The following is a 20,559-nucleotide window of genomic DNA, read 5'->3' as shown; positions in this document are numbered from 1 at the left end:
GTGTATCAGACCGACTGGCTCCTGCGGCAGATCGAGCAGATGGGTGACGCGCTTCGGCGCCTGCTCGCTGCGCTCCGCGAGCACCGCCCGGAGGAGGCCATCGAACTCTCCCGCGAAGCGGTCCACGAGCTGCTCGATACCGATCCCGATCTCGTGGACGCGCTCACAGGCGACGGCCTCGTGACGATGCTCTCGGCGGGCGGCACCCTCGACACCTTCCGGGCGCACATGCTTGCCGAGCTGCTCGTGGCGCGTGCCGAGGCTCTCGCGATGCAGGGTCATGATGCCGAGGCAGCGACCGAGCGTGTCCGCGCTCGCGCGCTGCTGGAAGCAGCTGCGCCGCTCGTCGAAGGTGCGGACGAGCGGCGCATAGTCGAGTTGCTGGAGTGGCTCGAACGCTAGGCCGCAGCGGCCACCAGCTCCGAGCGCGCGTCTTTGCGACGCTTGACCCACTTCTCTATCTCCACGGCCCAGAACACCACGCTCGAGAGTGCGAGCGCGATCAGCAGGTCGCCAAGCGAGAGCGCCTCGGTCTTGAAGACCTTCTGCATGAACGGCACGTAGATGGTCGCCATCTGTAGCGCGAACGTGAGCGCCACCGCTCCGAGCATCGGCTTGTTGGAGAGAAGGCCGATCTGGAAGAGCGACTGGCGGTCGGAGCGGATGGCCATGGCGTGGCCCATCTGCGAGAGGCAGAGCACCGTGAAGACCATGGTGCGCCAGTAGAGGTCGTGACCCTCGGGTGAGCGCGGCATCGCCCACGCCTGCATGAACAGCGATGCGCCACCCATGAGCAGGCCCACCCAGATGAGGTGCGTGCCGAGCCCGTCGGCGAAGATCGACTCCTTGGGCGCGCGCGGCGGACGCTCCATGATGGCGCGCTCGTGCGGCTCGCTTGCATAGGCGAGGCCCGGCAGGCCATCGGTGACGAGGTTGATCCAGAGGATGTGGATGGGGAACAGCGGAATCGGCATGCCGAGGAGCGGAGCGAGCAGGATCGTCCAGATCTCGCCGGAGTTGGACGTCATCGTGTACTTGATGAACTTGCGGATGTTGTCGAAGATGCGGCGACCCTCGCGGACCGACGACACGATCGAGGAGAAGTTGTCGTCCAACAGCACCATCGAGGCGGCCTCCTTGGCCACGTCGGTGCCGGTGATGCCCATCGCCACGCCGATATCGGCGGTGGCGAGCGCGGGTGCGTCGTTCACGCCGTCGCCGGTCATCGCCACGAACTCACCGCGGTCCTGAAGCGCCTGGACGATCTTGAGCTTCTGCTCGGGCGCCACGCGCGCGTACACGCGAATGCCCTCCACGCGGCCCTCGAAGTCCTCGAGCGAGAGCGCGTCGAGTTCGACGCCAGTGATCATCTGCTCCTTGTGGTCCGCGATGCCGAGGCGCTTGGCGATCGCGAGCGCGGTGGCCGGGTGATCGCCGGTGATCATCACCGGGATGATGCCGGCGGTCTTGCAGGTGCTTACCGCCTCGCGCGCCTCCTCGCGGGGCGGGTCGACGAGGCCCGTGTAGCCGATGAGCGTGAGATCCTGCTCGAGTGCGGAGATGTTGCCGTCCTCAGGCAGCGTGTCGAGACGCCGCATGCCGAACGCGAGCACGCGCAGCCCCTCGGCCGACCAGCTGTCTACCAGCGCGGACGATGCGTCGGTGTCGAGTGCGACGGGAGCGCCATCGGCGGCGATTGCCTCACGCGAGCGCTCGAGGATCGCCTCGGCGGCGCCCTTGGTGAACGACACGTACCCACCGTCGGGCAGCGTGTGCACGGTGGTCATGAGCTTGCGGTCCGAGTCGAACGGCACCTCGGCCGAGCGCGGCAGCTCGGCGGTGAGCGTGGCGGGGATGAAGCCGTTCTCGGCGGCGATGCGATAGAAGGCGATCTCGGTGGGGTCGCCCACGAGCGCGTCGTCACTACCGGTGACGTCGTTCGAGAGTGCGAGCGCACGGCCGAGCCACGTGAGACCCTCGCCGCTGCCGTCGAGTGCTGTGGTGGCAATCGTCTGTGCGTCGCCAGCGGCGAGGTGCTCCACGGTCATTTTGTTGAGCGTGAGCGTGCCGGTCTTGTCGGTGCAGATGTAGGTGACCGAGCCGAGCGCTTCCACGGCCGGCAGCTTGCGGACGAGCGTGTTGGTCTTCACGAGCCTGCTTGCGCCGAGGGCGAGTGAGATGGTCGCCACCGCGGGCAGCGCCTCCGGCACGGCGGCCACCGCCAGGGCTACGGCGGTGATGAACATCTCGAGCATGTCGCCGCCCTGGACCATGCCGACGATGAAGACGATCGTGCAGAGCCCGAGGGCGGCCAGGCCGAGCTGCTTGCTGAACTGCGCGAGCCGTTTCTGCAGCGGCGTCTTGACGTCGCCCGTCGAGCCGAGCAGGTGGGCGATCTTGCCGAGCTCGGTTGCGAGACCCACGCTGGTCACGACGCCCACGCCACGGCCGTAGACGACCTGCGTGCCGCGGTAGGCCATGCTCGAGCGGTCGCCGATGGGGGAGTCGGCGCCCTCGACGGCCTCGGTGTACTTCTCCACCGGCAGCGATTCGCCAGTGAGTGCCGCCTCGGCCACGCGCAGGCCGGCCGACTCGATGAGCCGCAGGTCCGCGGGCACCACACGCCCGGCGTCCAGCAGCACGATGTCGCCGACGGTGAGGTCGGCGGCGGGTACGTCAGCGGCCACACCGTCGCGGCGCACAGTGGCGGTTTCGGCGGCCATCTCGCGAAGTGCTTCCATCGCGCGCTCGGCGCGGAACTCCTGCACCACACCGATGACGGCGTTCAGGATGACGATCACGAGGATGGCGATGGTGTCGGCCAACTCTCCGAGTACTCCGGAGATCACAGCCGCGCCAAGGAGCAGCAGGATAAGGAAGTCCTTGAACTGGTCCAGGATCATCGCGGGGATGGTGCGCTTCTCGCCCTCGGGAAGCTCGTTCGGGCCCACCGCTTCCTGACGCCGCGCGACTTCATCGGCAGTCAGGCCATCGGGCGTGCTGGCGAGATGGGAGAGGACCTCGTCGGCGGGGACGGTGTGTGCCGCTTCGACGACGAAGGCCCCGTCGAGAGACGCGGGGTCGAGCGGGATCCGTTTGGACATGCATCCTCCTGTGCGCAGCGGGTCAGGACACGAACGATCCTGAAGGTCTCGCACGCGAGGTGTTCCGCGCAGCAGGGCCGGGGCCGGGATGCCCGTGATGACGGCCTGCCTCCCGGCTGCGACGCCGGGCAGCTACTCCCCTTCGGCGGGATGATACCCGAAGCGGAGAGGCGCCGCACGCGCTAGTGCGCGCGGAACGCCTCTTCGGCGCGGACCTCGACTGCGCGGTTGGCAGAGTCCACGAACACCGCGCGCGGAGCCCAGGCGCGGGCTTCGGCGTCCTCGAGCTCCACGAACGACGCGATGATCACGAGATCGCCGGCAGCAACGAGGTGGGCGGCAGCGCCGTTCACGCAGATTGCGCCCGAGCCGCGCGGGGCGGCGATCGCGTAGGTGGTGAGGCGCGCGGCGTTGGTGACGTCCCAGATGTGGACGAACTCGCCGGGCAGGATGCCGGCGGCGTCGAGCAGGTCCTCGTCGACCGAGACGCTGCCCTCGTACGCCACGTTGGCTTCCGTAACGACGGCGCGGTGGATCTTGCCGCCGAGCATGGTGCGCTTCACTTGAGTTGCTCCCTCGGGTACACGCCCTGGGTGGGTCGCGTCTCGATACGGGCCTTAGGTGGCGGATTGTAGCACGGTGAGGGGGCTGCACGTCGAGGGCGCAGCGTGGGGCTAGCGCCCGCGCCGAGATGGAGGGTCGGTCAGGATCGGCACGTCACCCGAACGCAGCGGGCCGCGGTAGAGCTGCTCGCCGAAGCACTCGAAGCCGGGAACCGATACGCTGCCGTCGACCCGGCTCGCGATGCGCTCAAGCACGATGTCGTCGGTGAGCTCGGCATCGCTCGCGAGCAGGATCACGTTTTCCGGACGCTGCTCGCCGGACACCGCTGCATCGACGCGGAAGAGCCAGACGGTGCGCCACACGTTCGACGCCGTGCGATGCAGGCTCCGCAAGGGCTTGCTCTGGCTTCCGGCGATCGTCCCGATCACGTTGTAGGCGACCACACCGTCCGGGGTCAGATGCGCGTAGGCCGATCGCATGAACTCCTCGGTGACGAGCGGGCGGGGGATGTGATCGTCGTCGTAGGCGTCTATCACGATGATGTCGTAGGCGCCGTCGCTCGCGTCGAGAAACGTGCGACCGTCGGTGACGTGCACCGAGATGCGCTGGTCGTCCGGCAGCTCGAAGAGTTCACGCGCGATCGCTGCCACTTCGGCGTCTATCTCGATCGCGTCGATGTGAAGCGTCGGGTGGTCGCGCCACAGCTGCTTCACGAACGTTCCGCCACCGAGCCCGATCACGAGCGCCCGCCTCGGCTCGGGTGAGATCGCAAGCGTCAGGTGGAGGTAACCCACGTACTCGATGTCGGTTGCGAAGGGGTCATCGAGCCGCATGGATGACTGCTGGTGGCGCTCGAAGCGCAGCGTGCGGACGCCGTCGCGGTCTGTCACGTGCAGGCGGTGGTGTGCGGAGGTATGCGAGTACTCGGCCATGGTGCGAGGATAGCGACCCTGGCTGATACCGTCATCCGGCGGCTATGCGGGAGTCCGAGACCCCGGTCTCGCGGGCGATTGCCAGGATGCGGCTGCGGTAGTACGCCCGGCGGCCGATGTTGGTCTTCTCCATGGCCGAATGGGCGGAGGCCTGCCGAAACTTCGCCGGATGATAGGAGCCGTCGGCCTGATGGCGCATGAGTACCTGGTCATCCTCCATGCGCAGCTTGCCCGATGCGAGGTGCTGGCGGATCTCCTCATCGCGTGAGCGATCCGCGCGGGTGACAGAACCCGTGCGGGCGTAGGAAGCGCGAGCCTCGGCCGCGACACTCGCACCCTCGGCGCTCGGGAGGCGATACTCGCCGGAGTTATCGATCTCGCGGGGCTTGAGCCCGATGGTGAGTTCGCAGTCGAGCGCGTGCGCGGCTTCGACGAGTGTCTTGAGTGTGAAGTTGCCCTTCTCCTTGAAGATGTTGGTGATTCGGGCAGGTGAAACGCCCATGCGCTGGGCGAACTCCTTGCGCGTGAGCCCGAGCTCCTCCATGCGGACGTAGAGTGCTTCGGAGATGGCGTAGGTTGCGCCTGCGAGCCGATACTCGGGAGTCAGGCGGTCGGCGGCCACCATCGCCTGGAATTCGTCCTCCTCGTGCGGGAGCAGATTCATGATCGCGTCCTCTCGTACTCATCATGCAGTTGTTGCGTCTCTCGTATCAGCCGTTGCAGTGTGGCGCTTCCGGGCTTGTAAACCGCGAAGGTGATTACCCACCCAACGTCAGACCTGAAGCTCAAGTAGCGTACCGCCACGGCCTGGTGCACTTTGAACTCGAAGACATCGCCCTTGAGGTGCCGGAAGCGGTTGATCCTCCTCGGAGGGCCTGATACCTCCGTTTGGTCGAGTAGACGCCATGTCGCCATTCGCGTTTGCCCGTCGAGCTGCTCGATGGATCGCCTGACCGGCGAGTCGCCTCGCTCGCGACGCATGAACCAGATCTTGTCCGGTGACTCCCGACTGCTGTAAGGGGAGAGCTCCACATGTCCTCTCGTCCCCTCCTGAGGTAGCCACAAAATACACCCATGCATGAATGGCGGTCAAGAGGGATTCGCGCGCCCGCGTGCCGTGCGATAATGGGTCCCCGCACGGCCGCACCGGACCTGCCCGCCGACTCACCAAAGGAGCCGACGATGATCGATCGCTACACCCGCCCCGAGATGGGCGCCATCTGGGACCTCGAGAACAAGTTCGAGATTTGGAAGCGGATCGAGATCCTCGCGTGCGAGGCGCAGGTGGAACTCGGCGTGATGCCCGCCGAAGACGTGGCGATCATCCGTGAGCGCGCGGCTTTCGAGGTGGAGCGCATCAACGAACTCGAGGCCACGCTCAACCACGACGTGATCGCGTTCCTCACGAACATGGCCGAGCACATCGACGCGGGATATGCCGAAGACGACCCGAAGCCGTCCCGCTGGGTGCACTACGGCATGACGTCGAGCGACCTCGGCGACACCGCGCTGTGCTACCAGATGACGCAGGCGCAGGACATCATCATCGAAGACGTGCGCAAGCTCGGCCGCATCTGCCAGCGGCGCGCGGCCGAATTCCAGGACACCCTGTGCGTGGGCCGCACACACGGCATCCACGCCGAGCCGATGACCTTCGGCATGAAGTGGGCGGCGTGGGCCCAAGCGCTCAAGCGTGCCGAAGGACGGCTCGTGGCGACCCGCCGCTTCTCGTGCGCGTGGGGCGCCATCTCCGGCGCCGTGGGGTCGTACTCGAACATCGACCCGTTCGTGGAGAGCTACGTCTGCGAGAAGCTCGGCCTCACGCCGGATCCGGCGTCGCAGCAGGTGATCGCGCGCGACCGGCACGCGCACGTGCTCGCGGTGCTCGCCACCGTAGCCGCCACCGCCGAGTGGATCGCCACCGAGATTCGCGCGCTGCAGAAGAGCGACACCATCGAAGCCGAGGAGCCGTTCACCGCCGGGCAGAAGGGCAGCTCGGCGATGCCGCACAAGCGCAATCCGATCACGGCCGAGCGCGTGTGCGGGCTGGCGCGTGTGGTGAAGGCGAACGCGCAGGTGGGCTTCGACAACGTGGCGCTGTGGCACGAGCGCGACATCTCGCATTCGAGCGCCGAGCGCGTGGTGCTCGCCGACAGCTTCATCGCAACCGACTATCTCCTCGCCAAGCTCGAGTGGATCCTCGACGGGCTCGTGGTGTATCCCGAGGTCATGATCGCCAACCTCGAGAAGACGCGTGGGCTCATCTACTCGAGCCGCGTGCTGCTCGAACTTGTTGACGCCGGGATGAAGCGCGAGGACGCATACCTCGTGGTGCAGCGCAACGCCATGGCCGTCTGGGACGACATCCAGCATGCGCGAGAGGGTGCGAGCTACCGCGAGCGGCTCGAGGCGGACGCCGAGTGCGTGCTCTCGGCCGAGCAGCTCGACGCGATCTTTGACCCGCGGGCGTTCCTCGCGAGGGCGGGCGTGGTCTTCGAGCGGGTGGCGGGGCTGGAGTTCTAGGCTTTCGCACCGCCCGTCGCCCATCGTGTCGGACGGCGCACACTCGTCTGGCAGACGGCTCTCAACGCCGGTGAACCGCGGGCCGATAGCATGGGTGCCAGGTCCCACGATTCCTCGAGGTCACGCATGCGCGCTGTTCAGCCGATGCTCAACGCACTCAGCCCTCACTTCGAGGCAGACCCGGACCTCACCCGGATCCTCCTGAACGCCACGTCCTGGCTCGAAGCGAGTCTCGCACTCGGCGTCCTTGCCGAAGCGGTCCCGCCGCGCACGCTTGTCACCTGCGCGAACGTGCGGGAAGTCATCAAGGAGCTTCCGCGCTGCCCCATGCCGATGAGTTTGGACTTCGAGAGTCTGGCGCGGATCTGGGGGTTGGAGCGCGAGGAGCACGCCTGGGCGCGGCGCTTCGGCGATAGTGTCGGTGGCTACGGCATCGCGCTTCTCGGCGACGGCAACTACCTCTACGACATCGTCATCCGAACGGACGAGCGGACGTTCATGCTGATGCCGCCGGACCGCGCTCAGGACTTCGTGAATCCCGAGGTCATCGACCTGATGGTCGAGCGACCGGACATCCTCGGGAGTGTCGTGGACCTGACGATCGCGATGGGCCTCCCGTTCTACCCGATGTTCTATATGTCGCTTGAGGACTGGCAGCAGGAGTACGCAGCGGCCGTCTTCGGCGAGATCCTCGAGGGCTTCGACAAGTACCGTGAGCCGGCAGTCGTCGAAGCGGCCCATGCTGCGGCGCCGAAGGTGAAGCACAAGCCTCGCCGGCGGAAGAAGAAGTCCGCACCGGCTGCATCGTGGAGGGGCTGCGGCACCTAGGCCTCGGGCAGATACGCTTCGAGCTGCTGCAGCACGCTGGGCAGATCGTCGGTCACCGTCAACCAGACCGTTTCGATGTCGATGCCGTCGTACTCATGGGCGAGGCGGTTGCGCGTCGCGATCATCACAGACCACGGGACATCGGGGTGCCGGGTGCGGAGTCCCTCGGGCGTTCGGCGGGCGGCCTCCCCGATCACGGTGAGGCAGCGTACCACCTGGTCCTGGACACCCGTGTTGCACGCGAACTCGGCAAGGGACATGCCATCCAAGTAGGCCACGGCGCGGCGAGCGTACACCGCGATATCGGCCAGACTGGCTTCAGGGTCGCGCATAGATCGTCCGAGCGGTTGTGAGGATTGCCTCACGCCGTATCGTGTTCTCACTTCGCTCGATGCCACGGCGCGAGACGAGGTCCACCCGACGGCGCAACAGGCCGGCGAGTTCGGTTTCGTGGTCGACAAGCCTGAAGAGCGACGGCACTCGATCGGGCGCGTAGGTCACGAGAACATCCACGTCGCTCTCCGGCGTGAAGTCGGGCCTCAGCACAGAGCCGAACAGCTCGAGCCGCTCGATGCCGTGCGTGCGTGCGAATGCGGCCAGCGCCGCGGGTGAGGTGCGGGTGCGCGCGAGGGCGCGCAGGGCCTCGGCATCGGCGCCCGGTAGGGTGGTCTCGTACGTGCCGGGGGCTTCGGCCGCGAGCGGCAGATCTGGCGCGGCGATGTCGAAGCCGAGCGCCTCGGCCACCGCGCTCACGCGTTCAAGGGCCACGTTTCGGTAGGCAGCGGCCTCCCACCGTGCCACCTGCGGCTGGGCCACGCCAAGGCGGCGGCCGAGCTCCGCCTGGGTGATTCCGGCGGTCTGCCGTGCCGCGATCATCTGTCGTCCGATGTCAGACAGGGGGGTCATGCTGCGAGTATAACGCATGTGTGATGAAATAACACAAGTGATATGGTGGGGTCGGTCAGCTTTCGGGGCGCCACCGCCGTAGCAGCTGTGCGTTGGCGGCCACGATCACCGTGCTTGCCGACATGAGCACCGCGCCGACGGCGGGGGAGAGCACGATTCCCCAGCGAGCGAGCAGCCCGGCGGCTAGTGGTATCGCCACGATGTTGTACCCGGCCGCCCACCACAGGTTCTGCACCATCTTCCGGTAGGTGGCGCGGCTGAGCGAGACGATGGAGGCCACATCGCGCGGGTCCGAGCGCACGAGCACGATGTCGCCGGCTTCGACCGCCACCTCGGTGCCGGCGCCGATCGCGATTCCCACATCGGCGGTCGCAAGCGCCGGCGCATCGTTCACACCGTCGCCCACCATCGCGACGCGCATGCCGCCCGCCTGCAGCTTCTCGATCTCGTGCGCCTTGTCGGCCGGAAGCACCTCGGCGAGCACGCGGTCGATGCCGAGCTCGGCAGCCACCGCTTGCGCCACGGGCTCCGCGTCTCCGGTGAGCATGGCCGTATCGATACCCATGGCGTGCAGGCGGTCGATCGCCTCGCGCGACTCGGGACGCACCGCATCGGCGACGGAGAACAGAGCCAGCACCGTGTCGCCATCCACCAGATAGACCGCCGAGCGTCCTGCTGCGGCCGAGCGGGCAAGTGCCTCCTCGAGTGCGGGCGGGACCTCGAGGTCGAGCGCGTCGAGCAGCGCCGGACCGCCGACGGCGATCTTGCGGCCCTCCACGCTCGCACGCACGCCCTGGCCCGGGAGCGCCTCGAACCCGCTCGCGTGCAGAGGCCGGGCGCTCTTCTCGGCGGCTCGCGCGATGATCGCGCGCGCCACAGGGTGCTCGGAGTCGCCCTCCACGGCGGCTGCCAGCGCGAGCGCTTCTGCCGGGTCGACGCCCTCAGCGTAGGCCTCGTCAACCACGCGGTGCTCGGCGAGCGTGAGGGTGCCGGTCTTGTCGAAGACAACCGTGTCGATCAGCCGCGCCTCCTCAAGCCCGCGCCGGTCGCGGACGAGCAGCCCGCTGCGCGCGCCGAGGGTCGTGGAGATCGCGACCACGAGCGGGATGGCCAGGCCGAGCGCGTGCGGGCATGCGATCACGAGCACGGTCACCACGCGCTCGACGGTGTACGTCCACTCGGCGCCGACGAGCCACCAGGCCACGGCGGTGATCACCGCGGACCCGATCGCCACGAACGTAAGGAGCCTGGCCGCGCGATCCGCGAGGTCTTGCGCGCGCGAGCGCGACGCCTGTGCGCCCGCCACGAGTCGCATGATGCCGGCGAGCGCGGTGTCCTCGCCGGTGCGCGTCACGCGCACACGCAACGACCCGGCGCCGTTCACGGTGCCGGCGATCACCGCATCACCCGCGGCCTTGCTCGCCGGCCGGGATTCTCCCGTGATCATCGACTCGTCGAGCGTGCTCTCGCCCTCGGCCACCTCGCCGTCGGCCGGCACACGTGCGCCCGGCCGAACGAGCAGGAGGTCGCCCGCCGTGAGCGCCGAGACTGGCACCTGCTCGGCCGAGCCGTCGGCGCCGATCCGCTCGGCGGTGTCGGGCAGCAGTTTCGCCAGCTCCGCGAGAGCGCCTTGGGCCTGCGCGATCGAGCGCATCTCGATCCAGTGGCCGAGGAGCATGATCGTCACGAGCGTCGCGAGCTCCCACCACAGGTCCATGCCCGGCACGCCGAGCGTGACCGCGAGGCTGAAGCCGAACGCCACGCCGATTGCGAGCGAGATGAGCGTCATCATCCCCGGCAGCCGGTCGCGGAGCTCGTTGCGAGCGCCCTTGAGGAACGGCAGCCCGCCGTAGACAAAGACGATCGTCCCGAAGACCGCCGGCACGTACGCCGAGCCGGGGAAGGCGGGCGCCGAATAGCCGAGCAGGTGCTGGACGGCCTCCGACCAGATGACCGTGGGTACGGTGAGCGCGAGCGAGAGCCAGAAACGGCTGCGGAACATCGCAGCGCTGTGGCCCTCATGGCGGTCGTGGGCCGCAGGCATCGCCCCGCCACCACCGTGCGTGTCGTGGCCGCTGTGGTCCGCGCGCGCCTGTTCTCCGTGTCCGGTGTGCTCGTTCATCGGGTGACCTCCGCGAGCGTCCATGCCTCGGCTAGCCCCTAGGGCGTTTCTGCCCGCAGGCGCCTGCATGTACGCACATTGAACGTCGCTCGCGTGCTCGCCCCGCGGGAGTAACCCGCGCCTATTCGCCCCGTTCGGCCAGAAACTCGCGGTACTCGACCAACAGTGCGTCGAGTTCCGCCGAGGAACCGATGTGGTTCACGCGCTCGCGCACGTGGCTCGCGCCCGGCATGCCCGTGATGTACCACGCCACATGCTTGCGCATGCGCGCGACCGCGTGCTCGCCGCCGAAGGCCACGAGCGCCCGCGCATGCTCGCGCGCCATCTCCACTCGCTCGAACGCCGACGGGGGAGCGAGCACCTCACCATGGTCGATGAGCGCGCGCGCCTCGCGAAAGATCCACGGATTGCCCTGTGCGCCGCGCGCGACCATCACGGCGTCTGCGCCCGTGCGGTCGAGCATCGCCTTGGCGTCGCCTGCCGAAAACACGTCCCCGCTGCCGATGACCGGCACGCTCACCGCGGCCTTCACCTCGGCGATCACGTCCCAGTCGGCGGTGCCGCGGTAGAACTGCTGGCGCGTGCGGCCGTGCACGCAGAGCGCCGAGGCGCCAGCCGCCTCCATGGCGCGCGCGAAGTCCACGGCGTTCGCGCTCGCCTCGTCCCAGCCCTTGCGGAACTTCACGGTCACCGGTACCCGGACCGCTTCGGCCAGCCTGCCCACGATCTCGGCCGCCAGCTCCGGCGTGCGCATGAGTGCGGAGCCCTCGCCGTTGCTCACGATCTTCGTGACCGGGCAGCCCATGTTGATGTCGATACACGCGACGTGCTGGCCGTACTCGGCCACGATGCGCGCCGCCTGCTCGGCCATGAGCGCCGGCTCCGAGCCGAAGAGCTGCACTGCACACGGCGTCTCGGCCGGATCGAATGTGAGCATGGCGCGAGAGACGCGCGCGTCAGGGTTGTAGTGCAGCCCTTTCGCGCTGATCATCTCCGTGTAGGTGAGCGCTGCGCCCATCCGCTTGCAGATGCCGCGGAACGGCGCCTCGGTCACGCCCGCCATCGGTCCGAGCACCACGCTGCCGGGCGGGAGGAGTTCGCGCATGCGGTTCAGGGGATGCCCTCTCCTTCGGCAAAGTCGCCGGGCGGACGGTCGTGCCTCCGCCAATCGTACCCCGCGCGAGCTCACGCCGACGGAACGAAGAGCGGGCGGAGCAGCCTGCGCCCCGCCCGCCAGATTCGCCAAGTGATGCCCTACTGCGGGATCAGCACGTTCGCGAACACGAGCCACGCTAGCAGTGACTTGGACACCAGGCTCAGGAGCACGTAGGAGGACTCGCCGAACAGGTAGTCCTTCCACTTACCGACCTGCTTGTACTGCAGGATCATGTTCACCGCGAAGCTGTTGAAGAACACGAACATCGAGGCGAAGATCCAGTACACGAAGGTAGGCGTAAGGTCGCTCGCGCCGGGTCCCCAGAGGTAGTCGGCGATAGCGATCCAGGGCACGATCCCCGCGATGCTGCCGAAGATGAACGCGGTCCAATCGGGCTTGCCCGGCTGCTCGTACTTCTCCATCAGCAGGCCGAACAGGATCATCATCGCGTTCACGCCGAAGATCGCCGTGAGGGCTGCTATGTCGGTGATGCCGACGAGCGCGGAGATGAGCACCACCATCAGCGAGGAGCTGAGGGAGTACTCGATCCACCGGTAGTAGTTGCGGCTCTGCTTCAAGCCCTCGACGTAGCGCTTGTACGCCGGTCCGGCGATCACGAAGTGCGCGAGCGCCGAGAAGAACAAGAAGAGCGCGACCGCGTAGCCGAGCTCGAACTCAAAGTACAACTGCGGCATGCTGAACACTCCCGGACCCGGGCGGGTGTTCATCCACGAGGCGGTCACGGGTACTGCGTACGGCTGCGAGAGCGCAACGATGGCCGCTCCCTGCGCCAGATGGATGAAGCCCATCACGACGTTGTAGAGCCTCAATCTCTTGAAGCGGCGTTCCTCGTCCATTGCCGTTCTCCTCCCTGGGCGGGTTGCTTTGGTGCTCATATACCCCTATGGGTATCCCAGTAACACCGCCGGACGCACCATCTACCTCGTCCTCATGTGGTTTCAGGCGTCCGGGTCCGGCATGCCAAGCGGTCCGCGGAGTCTGCCCGCAAGCACCTGGGCCGAAAGCGGTTTGATCGCAGCCCAGACCTCCGGGCAGTGCGCCTCGGCACCCAGGCCAAAGGCCTCGCGGATCGCGCCGTCAACCCGCTTGCGGGTTACCGTGTCGGCCTCGAGACCGAGCAGCTCGAACAGTCGGCCGAGATGCCTGATGTAGCAGGTCATGCGACCAGAGCCTCTTCTCGTTCGCGCGCCCTCTGCAACCCGCGTCGAGTGTAGCGTATCGTCTTCTCCTGGCGGTTCGCCGCTGCAGGGACCGATCTGGCGCAGGGGAGGGGCTCGCATGGACGACCGCGAACGGATGGCAGCAAACCGCGAACTCTGGCAGCGCTGGACGGCGCTGCACGTACCTTCTGACTTCTACGATGTCGAGGGCTTCATCGCCGACCCGGCGTCGCGGCCGTTCGATCGCATCATCGCGGAGTTGGTGGGTGACGTGGCCGGCCTGCGCGCGCTTCACCTGCAGTGTCACTTCGGCATGGACACCGTGCGTCTGGCACTTCTCGGAGCGGAGGCGACGGGGCTCGATTTCTCGCCCGCAGCCATCGTGGCGGCTCGCGATCTCTCGTCGCGCATGGGCGTCCAGGCTACGTTCATCGAGGGCGATGTCACCGCTCCTCCGGCGGAGCTCTCAGAAGGCGCGTTCGACCTCGTCTTCACTTCCTATGGTGTGATCTCCTGGCTGCCGGATCTCGAGCCATGGGCGCGCACGATCGCACGTAGCCTCGTACCGGGTGGCGTGTTCAAGATCGCCGACGCGCACCCAACGCTCTGGATCTTCGACGATGAGGCCGAGGCCCCCGAGCTGCGCGTGCGCTACCCGTACTTCATGAGAGACGCCCTCGAGTGGCAGGAGTACGGCAGCTACGCCGCGCCGGGCGGTGAGTTCGCGGGCACCTCGCACTCCTGGCAGCACACCTTCGAGGAGATCATCGGCGCGCTCGTGCGTGCAGGTCTCGTGATCGACGAACTCCGGGAGTTCCCGCTGCTGGCGTGGAAGTACACACTCGGCATGGTGGAGCGAGAGCCCGACCTCTTCGGCATGCCCGACGGCCACCCCGAGGTCCCGATGATGTTCACGCTCACCGCGCGCAAGCCGGAGTAGCGTTTACGGCCCTACCGCCGACGGGTATCGAGTAACCACGCATGTCCGTGAGCGCACCAACGAACCCCGCACGCAACTCTTGAGCGCGGACTTCCGCATGGCTGTCGATCGAAAGGGAGTATTCCATGGTCATGAAGGTGCTCGGCATCGCGCTTCTGGTGGTAGCTGTGCTCGCGGTGGTCATCCCCGTAACGAACAACTGCACTGCTGAGGGCCTCTTCATCACGACCAAGGATGGCCGGCAGATCGACATGAAGTGCTACTGGACGTCGCGCGCCTCTGTGGCGGTGGCAGTGGTCCTGGGCGTTGTAGGCATCCTGCTCGCCGTCAGCCATCGCAAGGAGACGCGGCGCGTACTCGGCGTGATCGGCGTGCTGCTCGGCGCCGCGCTCGTCGCGCTTCCCACGGAACTCATCGGCGTGTGTGCGATGGACAAGACATGCCTCAACGTCATGAAGCCGTCGCTGATCCTGCTGGGCGCGATCGCTGCGGCGCTCAGCGTAGCTGCTATCGCTCTGGCCGGAAGCGGCGATACCGGAGAGGAGACTCCAGCCTGAGTCTCCCACGCGTGACGCGAGCCACGCCCGCAGACGATGTCCGATCGCACCGGAGGGACCCCGAGTGACGTTCACGCGACTCGCGCTCAGAGACATCGCGCGCAACGAGTTCCGCAGCTGGATTGTGTTCCTCTCGGCCATGCTGGTTGCGGCGCTCGTGCTCGCCGCCGCCCTCGTGCTGCAGGGGACGAACGACAGCCTTCGGCTCACCCAGGGGCGGTTGGGGGCCGACCTCCTCGTGGTGCCGCGGGGGACCGAGGCCAGGGTCGAGAGTGCGCTTCTCATGGGCACGCCGGGCACGGTCTGGATGTCTGCTTCGGCGGTTGAAGAGATTCGCGAGGTCCCGGGTGTAGAGGCCGCGAGCCCGCAGATGTACCTCGCGTCGCTGTCGGGCGCGTCGTGTTGCTCGGTGAGCGACATGTTCATCGTGGCGTTCGACCCGGCCACCGACTTCACGGTGCAGCCGTGGCTCGAACGCGAGCTCGGCGAGGATCTCGCTCTCGGCGATGCGGTGGGCGGCGCGTTCGTTTCGGCGTCGGAGGATGAGGGCGGCCTGAAGATCTACGGCTACCCGCTCAAGCTCGCAGCGAATCTGGAGCCCACGGGCGGGAACCTCGACCAGAGCCTGTTTCTCACCTTCGAGACGGCGCGTGACATGGCGCGCCTGTCGGTGACCGAAGCCGAACGTCCGCTCGAGATCCCGGACAGCAGCGTGTCATCGATACTCGTGCGGGTGGCCGAAGGTGAGGACCCGAACGCGGTTGCCGGCGCCATCCTGACTCGCGTACAGGATGTGGGGGTGGTGATGGCACCTTCGATGTTCGACGACTTCAGGCTGCACATCGCCACGCTGCGCAGCGGCCTGGGCTTCGTGCTCGGACTCACGGTGGCGCTCTCCATCATGCTGATCGCGGTCGTGTTCTCGATGGCATCGCACGAGCGACGCCGGGAGATCGGCGTGTGGCGTGCGCTTGGCGCCACCCGGGAGCACGTGGTCCTCTCACTCGTGATCCAGGCGGTGCTTCTGGCCGCAGCCGGCGGTCTCGTTGGAGCGGCGTTCTCCGCGCTCGCGGCCTACCTCTTCCACGACTACATCGTGGGGCGCATCGGCGTGCCGTTCCTCTTCCCGTCGCTGCCCGCACTCGCGATGCTCTTGCTCGCCGGCCTCGCCGCCTCCGTGGTGACGGCAACGCTTGCCTCGCTCGTTCCCGCGATCCGCGCAAGCCGGCAAGACCCGGCGAGCGCGATGAGGGAGTGAGCGCATGATCACCCTTGAGGGCGTCACGAAGACGTACGACGACAAGGTTCTAGCGCCCGTGACCGCGGTCGACAACGTGAGTCTCGCCATCGCCGACGGCGAGTTCGTGGTCATCAGCGGCCGCTCGGGCTCAGGCAAGACGACACTGCTGAACCTCATGGCCGGTCTCGCCAGGCCGTCGGCCGGGGCGGTGCGGCTCGACGGCACCGACCTGTGGGGCATCCCGGACAAGGAGCGCTGCCGGCTTCGGCACGGCGCGATCGGCTTCGTCTTCCAGTTCCCGAGTCTGATGCCCACGCTCACGGCACTCGAGAACGTGGTGCTGCCAAGCGTGTTCGGCGCCGAGCGGCGCGCGCTCGACCTCGACGAGCGGGCACTCGAGCTGCTTCGCCTCGTTGGAATCGCCGAGAAGGCTGCGGCGTTTCCGCGACAGCTCTCCGCCGGACAGCAGCAGCGCGTGGTGCTTGCGCGCGCGCTCATCAACCGTCCGCGTATCATCATGGCCGATGAGCCCACGAGCAACCTGGACGAGCGTACCGAGGCCGAGATGATGGCGCTGTTCAGTAGCGTTCACGGCTCCACGGATGTGACGATCGTGATGGTCACGCATGCGCTTGCGCTGTTGTCGCACGGAACTCGTGCGATCGAGATGGCCTCGGGACATCTCGTCGCCGAGGAGCACGCAGCGAGTCCTGTCCGAGCGAGCGAGTAGGGACGTACCCGTGGAACACGCCGAATCACAGGCGTTTCGCATCGAGGTCGACGGCATGCACTGCGGCGCGTGCGAGAAGCTCGTGGGCATGCAGCTCTCCCGTGTCGACGGCGTGGAGCACGTGAAGGCAGACGCGGCCACCGGCGTGATAGTGATTGCGGCGGATCCGGCAGTGGACCTCGCCGCGCTCGAGGCGGGGATCGTGGCCGCGGGCTTCACGCCCCGCGGCGGGGCCGTGACGCTCGAGCCGGTGGAGATGCCGGCCGAATTCGCGGAGCCGGCGCCCGGCGCGGCAACCTCCGAGGATACTGGCGAGCAGGAGACCGGCACCGCCGATGCCTGCCCGACCGGCGTCTGTCCTGTGATGCCCGACGACGTGGACGAAGACCTTGCTGCGCCCGTGCTCACGGGTCCGGCGGTCAGAGCCACGCTCGGCATCATCGGCATGACGTGTGCGTCGTGCCAGGCCGTGATCGAGAAGACGCTCATCCGGGTGGGCGGCGTGGTCTCCGCAACCGTGAATCTCGCCGCCGAGACGGCCGCGATCGAGTACGACCCTGCGCGGGTGAGCGTGGACGATCTTGTTGCGGCGGTGCGCAACGCCGGCTACGACGCGATCGTTCGGGTTGAGGAGGAGCGCGGCGGCGAGAGCGCGCGCGACGCCCAGCGCGAGGCGCAGCAGACCCATATCGACCACGAGGTGCGTCTGCTCGTGCTCTCGGTGGCACTCTCCATCCCGCTGCTCGTGATGATGTTCCAGCCGTTCATGGACGGCATCCCCACGAGGCTCGCCATGTGGCTCGCCAACAATGTGGGGGGCGCCTGGGATCCCATGGCGACCGGCAAGTACCTCGGCTTTGTTCTCGCCACTCCCGTGCAGTTCATCGCGGGGTGGCAGTTCTACAGAGGCTTCTGGCATGCGCTCAAGCGGCGCACCGGCAACATGGACACGCTCATCGCCATCGGCACGGGCGCAGCGTACCTGTACAGCGTCGCGGCCACGTTCATTCCGGCATTTGCCGAGGAGCCGGTGTTCTACGAGACCAGCGCGCTCCTCATCACGTTCGTGATCCTCGGCAAGCTTCTCGAGGCGAGGGCGAAGGGTCGCACGAGCGACGCCATAAAGACGCTGATGGGCCTTGCGGCCAAGACCGCGCGCGTGGTGCGAGACGGCGCCGAGATCGACGTGCCCGTTGAGGACGTCCTGGTGGGCGATGTCGTGGTTGTCCGCCCTGGCGACAAGGTGCCGGTGGACGGCGTGGTGCTCGAGGGCGCCTCGGCGGTGGACGAATCTATGCTCACCGGCGAGTCGATCCCCGTGGAGAAGCAGGTGGGCGATGCGGTGATCGGCGCCACCCTGAACAAGCTCGGGAGCTTCCACTTCCGCGCCACCAAGGTGGGCTCAGACACGGCACTCGCACAGATAGTGAAGCTCGTGGAGGACGCGCAGGGCTCCAAGGCCCCGGTGCAGCGGTTCGCCGATCGCATCAGCGCGGTGTTCGTGCCCGCGGTGATCGGCGCCGCGGTGCTCACGTTCCTGGTGTGGCTGCTCGTGGTGCCGCGCTTCGTGGATCCCGCCTTCTACGCCGAGCTCACGCCGTTCATCAAGGCGCTGCTCGCGGGTACCTCCGTGGTGGTCATCGCGTGTCCCTGCGCGCTCGGGCTCGCAACCCCGACCGCCATCATGGTGGGCACGGGCAAGGGTGCCGAGAACGGCATCCTCATCAAGAGCGGCGAGGCCCTCGAGACCGCCTACAAGATCAAGGCTATCGTCTTCGACAAGACCGGCACGCTTACTCACGGCAAGCCCGTGGTGACCGACATCGAGCTGGCCGAGGGGCACGACACCGAGCGCGTCTTCATGCTCGCCGCGGCGCTCGAGCGCAAGAGCGAGCACCCCCTGGCGGAGGCGATCGTGGCGCACGCCAAGGAGAAGAGCATGCATCTGCCGGCCGTGGAGGACTTCGCTGCGGTGCCCGGCCACGGCGTTGAAGGCAGCGTTGAGGGAACCCGCGTGGCCTTTGGCAACCGCAAGCTCATGGCACGTGAAGGCATCGGCATCGCGGCCTTCGAGGAGCGCATCAGCGAGCTCGAGAGTGAGGGCAAGACCGTGATGCTCGTGGGCGTGAGCGGCGCCAAGCTCGCGGGGATGATCGCGGTCGCCGACACGCTCAAGGACAACTCGGCCAGAGCGGTCGAACAGCTCGCGAAGATGGGCGTGGAAGTCTTCATGATCACGGGCGACAACCGTCGCACCGCCGAGGCCATCGCCGCCCAGGTCGGCATTCCCGCCGACCACGTGCTCGCCGAGGTGCTTCCCGAGCACAAGGCCGAGGAGGTCGCGAAGCTTCAGGAGCGCGGACTCACGGTCGCCATGGTGGGCGATGGCATCAACGACACGCCGGCGCTCGCGCAGGCCGACGTGGGCATCGCCATGGGTGCGGGCACGGACGTTGCGATGGAGACCGGCGGCATCGTGCTGATTCGCAACGACCTGCGCGACGTGGTCACGGCCATCGAGCTCTCCCGCGCGACTATGCGCAAGATCCGCCAGAACTTCTTCTGGGCGCTCGGCTACAACGCGCTCGGCATCCCGGTGGCGGCGCTCGGCTTGCTGCGGCCCGAGATCGCCGGCGGTGCGATGGCGCTCTCGAGCGTGAGCGTGGTGACGAGCTCGCTTCTGCTCCGGCGGTTCAAGCCCTCGCTCGTGCGGACCGAGTCATGATCACGCTCTTCGTGTCATCGTTTGCGCTCGGGCTGGCTACGAGTGTGCACTGTCTCTCCATGTGTGGTCCGATGGTGGTCACCTACGTGGTGCAGTGCAGCGACGACACAGGCTGGCGAGGCAAACTTGCCCCCAACCTCGTCTACCAGGGCGCGAAGATCTTCAGCTACGCCGCGGTCGGTACCCTGCTCGGCGCCATCGGTTCGGCGTTTGACGTGGACGCGATCCGGCCCTGGGTGATGGCGCTCGCCGGTGTGTTCATGATCATTCTCGGACTCGGCATGACCGGCCGGTTCCCCTGGGCGCTGCGTCTCACGCCACGCCCGCCAAAGGCGCTCGTGAACGCGCTTCTCCGCCTGCGGCGCAAGGCAACAGCCGATGCCGAGCAGGGAGAGAGCACGCTCGCCGTGCCCGCTGCGTTCGGTCTTCTCACGGGCCTCATGCCCTGCGCCCCGCTGCAGGCGGCTCAGCTTGTGGCCGCCTCGAGTGGGAGTGCGCTCACGGGCGGTCTGACGATGCTCGCCTTCGGCCTCGGGACCGCGCCGCTCATGCTCGCCTTTGGGACCGCGTCGAGCATGATCCCCAAGACGTGGAAGCAGCGGCTCCACATCGTGCTCGCGGTCGTGGTGATCATCTCGGGGCTTGTGTTCCTGAACCGGGCTGCGCTGCTCACCGGCTTCCCGGTCAACTCCCGGGCGGTGCTCGGCATCTTCAACGGCACCTCGGATGAGCCCGCGCTCGAGTTCACGACCGCCTCCGACGGCGTTGCCGAGGTGCCGCTCGTGATCCAGAGCGTGCAGTACTTTCCGTCCACCGTGGTGGTGCCTGCGGACCGACAGGTCCGGCTCATCGTGGACCGCCGTGAGGCGGTGGGGTGCTCCGATCGCCTGGTGATCCCGGGCATGGACGTTGACGTGGCGCTTGCCCCCAACGCCACCACCGAGGTGGTTCTGCCTGCAAGCGAGCCGGGCACATACCCGATGACGTGCGGCATGGGCATGATGTCCGGTGAGATCGTCGTGAGGGCTCCTTAGGTCCACCCCTACGAAGA

Annotated in this window: 19 protein-coding genes; 9 read left to right on the top strand and 10 right to left on the bottom strand. The window is 67.4% G+C overall.

From position 1 onward, the window contains the following. The gene (locus Q7W51_00335) at positions 1 to 402 is read left to right on the top strand and encodes a hypothetical protein (GenBank protein ID MDO8846823.1); all 402 of its coding nucleotides are present in this window, start codon (positions 1 to 3) and stop codon (positions 400 to 402) included. Here Q7W51_00335 and Q7W51_00330 read toward each other — a convergent pair. The 4 genes from Q7W51_00330 to Q7W51_00315 form a co-directional block, all read right to left on the bottom strand. Then, entirely contained in the window at positions 399 to 3,104 is a 2,706-nt protein-coding gene (locus tag Q7W51_00330; protein MDO8846822.1) for a cation-translocating P-type ATPase, read from the bottom strand. The genes Q7W51_00335 and Q7W51_00330 overlap by 4 nt on opposite strands. A 182-nt stretch (positions 3,105 to 3,286) precedes the next feature. Then, complete coding sequence (locus tag Q7W51_00325; GenBank protein MDO8846821.1) at positions 3,287 to 3,667, bottom strand: aspartate 1-decarboxylase; 381 nt, start codon at positions 3,665 to 3,667, stop codon at positions 3,287 to 3,289. Between the two features lie 111 nt (positions 3,668 to 3,778). After that, entirely contained in the window at positions 3,779 to 4,600 is an 822-nt protein-coding gene (locus Q7W51_00320) for a fused MFS/spermidine synthase (GenBank protein ID MDO8846820.1), read from the bottom strand. 31 nt (positions 4,601 to 4,631) lie between these two features. After that, positions 4,632 to 5,264 (bottom strand): helix-turn-helix transcriptional regulator, encoded by a 633-nt coding sequence (locus Q7W51_00315; protein ID MDO8846819.1) that lies wholly within the window; start codon positions 5,262 to 5,264, stop codon positions 4,632 to 4,634. A 518-nt stretch (positions 5,265 to 5,782) separates the two neighbouring features. On the opposite strand from Q7W51_00315, the gene purB reads away from it, so the two are divergent. After that, positions 5,783 to 7,123, top strand: a complete 1,341-nt coding sequence (gene purB / locus Q7W51_00310; protein ID MDO8846818.1) for an adenylosuccinate lyase — start codon at positions 5,783 to 5,785, stop codon at positions 7,121 to 7,123. 126 nt (positions 7,124 to 7,249) lie between these two features. Next, entirely contained in the window at positions 7,250 to 7,951 is a 702-nt protein-coding gene (locus Q7W51_00305; GenBank protein MDO8846817.1) for a hypothetical protein, read from the top strand. Here the strand turns inward: Q7W51_00305 and Q7W51_00300 are convergent. The 6 genes from Q7W51_00300 to Q7W51_00275 form a co-directional block, all read right to left on the bottom strand. Further along, the gene (locus Q7W51_00300) at positions 7,948 to 8,283 is read right to left on the bottom strand and encodes a DUF86 domain-containing protein (protein MDO8846816.1); all 336 of its coding nucleotides are present in this window, start codon (positions 8,281 to 8,283) and stop codon (positions 7,948 to 7,950) included. The genes Q7W51_00305 and Q7W51_00300 overlap by 4 nt on opposite strands. After that, positions 8,270 to 8,827 (bottom strand): helix-turn-helix domain-containing protein, encoded by a 558-nt coding sequence (locus tag Q7W51_00295; protein ID MDO8846815.1) that lies wholly within the window; start codon positions 8,825 to 8,827, stop codon positions 8,270 to 8,272. Before Q7W51_00295 ends, Q7W51_00300 begins: the two co-directional genes overlap by 14 nt. Positions 8,828 to 8,912: 85 nt before the next feature. After that, complete coding sequence (locus Q7W51_00290) at positions 8,913 to 10,901, bottom strand: heavy metal translocating P-type ATPase (protein MDO8846814.1); 1,989 nt, start codon at positions 10,899 to 10,901, stop codon at positions 8,913 to 8,915. Between the two features lie 199 nt (positions 10,902 to 11,100). Next, positions 11,101 to 12,084, bottom strand: a complete 984-nt coding sequence (gene dusB, locus Q7W51_00285; GenBank protein MDO8846813.1) for a tRNA dihydrouridine synthase DusB — start codon at positions 12,082 to 12,084, stop codon at positions 11,101 to 11,103. Positions 12,085 to 12,233: 149 nt separating this feature from the next. Further along, positions 12,234 to 12,992, bottom strand: a complete 759-nt coding sequence (gene heR, locus Q7W51_00280; protein ID MDO8846812.1) for a heliorhodopsin HeR — start codon at positions 12,990 to 12,992, stop codon at positions 12,234 to 12,236. 102 nt (positions 12,993 to 13,094) lie between these two features. Continuing rightward, entirely contained in the window at positions 13,095 to 13,316 is a 222-nt protein-coding gene (locus Q7W51_00275) for a hypothetical protein (GenBank protein ID MDO8846811.1), read from the bottom strand. Positions 13,317 to 13,434: 118 nt separating this feature from the next. Here Q7W51_00275 and Q7W51_00270 point away from each other — a divergent pair, with 118 nt between their 5' ends. The 6 genes from Q7W51_00270 to Q7W51_00245 all read left to right on the top strand — a co-directional run bounded on the left by Q7W51_00270 (position 13,435) and on the right by Q7W51_00245 (position 20,542). After that, a complete protein-coding gene (locus Q7W51_00270; protein ID MDO8846810.1) occupies positions 13,435 to 14,256 on the top strand; it encodes a class I SAM-dependent methyltransferase in 822 nt (273 codons plus the stop codon). A gap of 125 nt (positions 14,257 to 14,381) precedes the next feature. After that, a complete protein-coding gene (locus tag Q7W51_00265; protein ID MDO8846809.1) occupies positions 14,382 to 14,813 on the top strand; it encodes a DUF4418 family protein in 432 nt (143 codons plus the stop codon). A gap of 64 nt (positions 14,814 to 14,877) precedes the next feature. Further along, the gene (locus Q7W51_00260; GenBank protein MDO8846808.1) at positions 14,878 to 16,071 is read left to right on the top strand and encodes an FtsX-like permease family protein; all 1,194 of its coding nucleotides are present in this window, start codon (positions 14,878 to 14,880) and stop codon (positions 16,069 to 16,071) included. 4 nt (positions 16,072 to 16,075) lie between these two features. Beyond that, a complete protein-coding gene (locus Q7W51_00255) occupies positions 16,076 to 16,783 on the top strand; it encodes an ABC transporter ATP-binding protein (protein MDO8846807.1) in 708 nt (235 codons plus the stop codon). 10 nt (positions 16,784 to 16,793) lie between these two features. Then, positions 16,794 to 19,508 (top strand): heavy metal translocating P-type ATPase, encoded by a 2,715-nt coding sequence (locus Q7W51_00250; GenBank protein ID MDO8846806.1) that lies wholly within the window; start codon positions 16,794 to 16,796, stop codon positions 19,506 to 19,508. Next, positions 19,505 to 20,542 carry a sulfite exporter TauE/SafE family protein gene (locus Q7W51_00245; GenBank protein ID MDO8846805.1) on the top strand — a complete coding sequence of 346 codons (1,038 nt, stop codon included), beginning with the start codon at positions 19,505 to 19,507 and terminating at the stop codon, positions 20,540 to 20,542. The genes Q7W51_00250 and Q7W51_00245 overlap by 4 nt, the downstream gene beginning before the upstream one ends. Positions 20,543 to 20,559 lie beyond the last annotated feature (17 nt).

It is taken from the genome of Coriobacteriia bacterium, assembly GCA_030652115.1.
Taxonomy (GTDB): Bacteria; Actinomycetota; Coriobacteriia; order Anaerosomatales; family Anaerosomataceae; genus UBA6100.
Note: the sequence above shows the minus strand (reverse complement) of the source record. Positions and strands in the feature narration are given on the sequence as shown.

Excerpts from the sequence above, each read along its gene's own strand:
- Q7W51_00330 (MDO8846822.1), bottom strand. The coding sequence starts at position 3,104 with ATGTCCAAACGGATCCCGCTCGACCCCGCGTCTCTCGACGGGGCCTTC.
- Q7W51_00320 (MDO8846820.1), bottom strand. The coding sequence starts at position 4,600 with ATGGCCGAGTACTCGCATACCTCCGCACACCACCGCCTGCACGTGACA.
- Q7W51_00315 (MDO8846819.1), bottom strand. The coding sequence starts at position 5,264 with ATGAATCTGCTCCCGCACGAGGAGGACGAATTCCAGGCGATGGTGGCC.
- purB (MDO8846818.1), top strand. The coding sequence starts at position 5,783 with ATGATCGATCGCTACACCCGCCCCGAGATGGGCGCCATCTGGGACCTC.
- Q7W51_00305 (MDO8846817.1), top strand. The coding sequence starts at position 7,250 with ATGCGCGCTGTTCAGCCGATGCTCAACGCACTCAGCCCTCACTTCGAG.
- Q7W51_00300 (MDO8846816.1), bottom strand. The coding sequence starts at position 8,283 with ATGCGCGACCCTGAAGCCAGTCTGGCCGATATCGCGGTGTACGCTCGC.
- Q7W51_00295 (MDO8846815.1), bottom strand. The coding sequence starts at position 8,827 with ATGATCGCGGCACGGCAGACCGCCGGAATCACCCAGGCGGAGCTCGGC.
- Q7W51_00290 (MDO8846814.1), bottom strand. The coding sequence starts at position 10,901 with ATGCCTGCGGCCCACGACCGCCATGAGGGCCACAGCGCTGCGATGTTC.
- dusB (MDO8846813.1), bottom strand. The coding sequence starts at position 12,084 with ATGCGCGAACTCCTCCCGCCCGGCAGCGTGGTGCTCGGACCGATGGCG.
- heR (MDO8846812.1), bottom strand. The coding sequence starts at position 12,992 with ATGGACGAGGAACGCCGCTTCAAGAGATTGAGGCTCTACAACGTCGTG.
- Q7W51_00275 (MDO8846811.1), bottom strand. The coding sequence starts at position 13,316 with ATGACCTGCTACATCAGGCATCTCGGCCGACTGTTCGAGCTGCTCGGT.
- Q7W51_00270 (MDO8846810.1), top strand. The coding sequence starts at position 13,435 with ATGGACGACCGCGAACGGATGGCAGCAAACCGCGAACTCTGGCAGCGC.
- Q7W51_00265 (MDO8846809.1), top strand. The coding sequence starts at position 14,382 with ATGGTCATGAAGGTGCTCGGCATCGCGCTTCTGGTGGTAGCTGTGCTC.
- Q7W51_00255 (MDO8846807.1), top strand. The coding sequence starts at position 16,076 with ATGATCACCCTTGAGGGCGTCACGAAGACGTACGACGACAAGGTTCTA.
- Q7W51_00245 (MDO8846805.1), top strand. The coding sequence starts at position 19,505 with ATGATCACGCTCTTCGTGTCATCGTTTGCGCTCGGGCTGGCTACGAGT.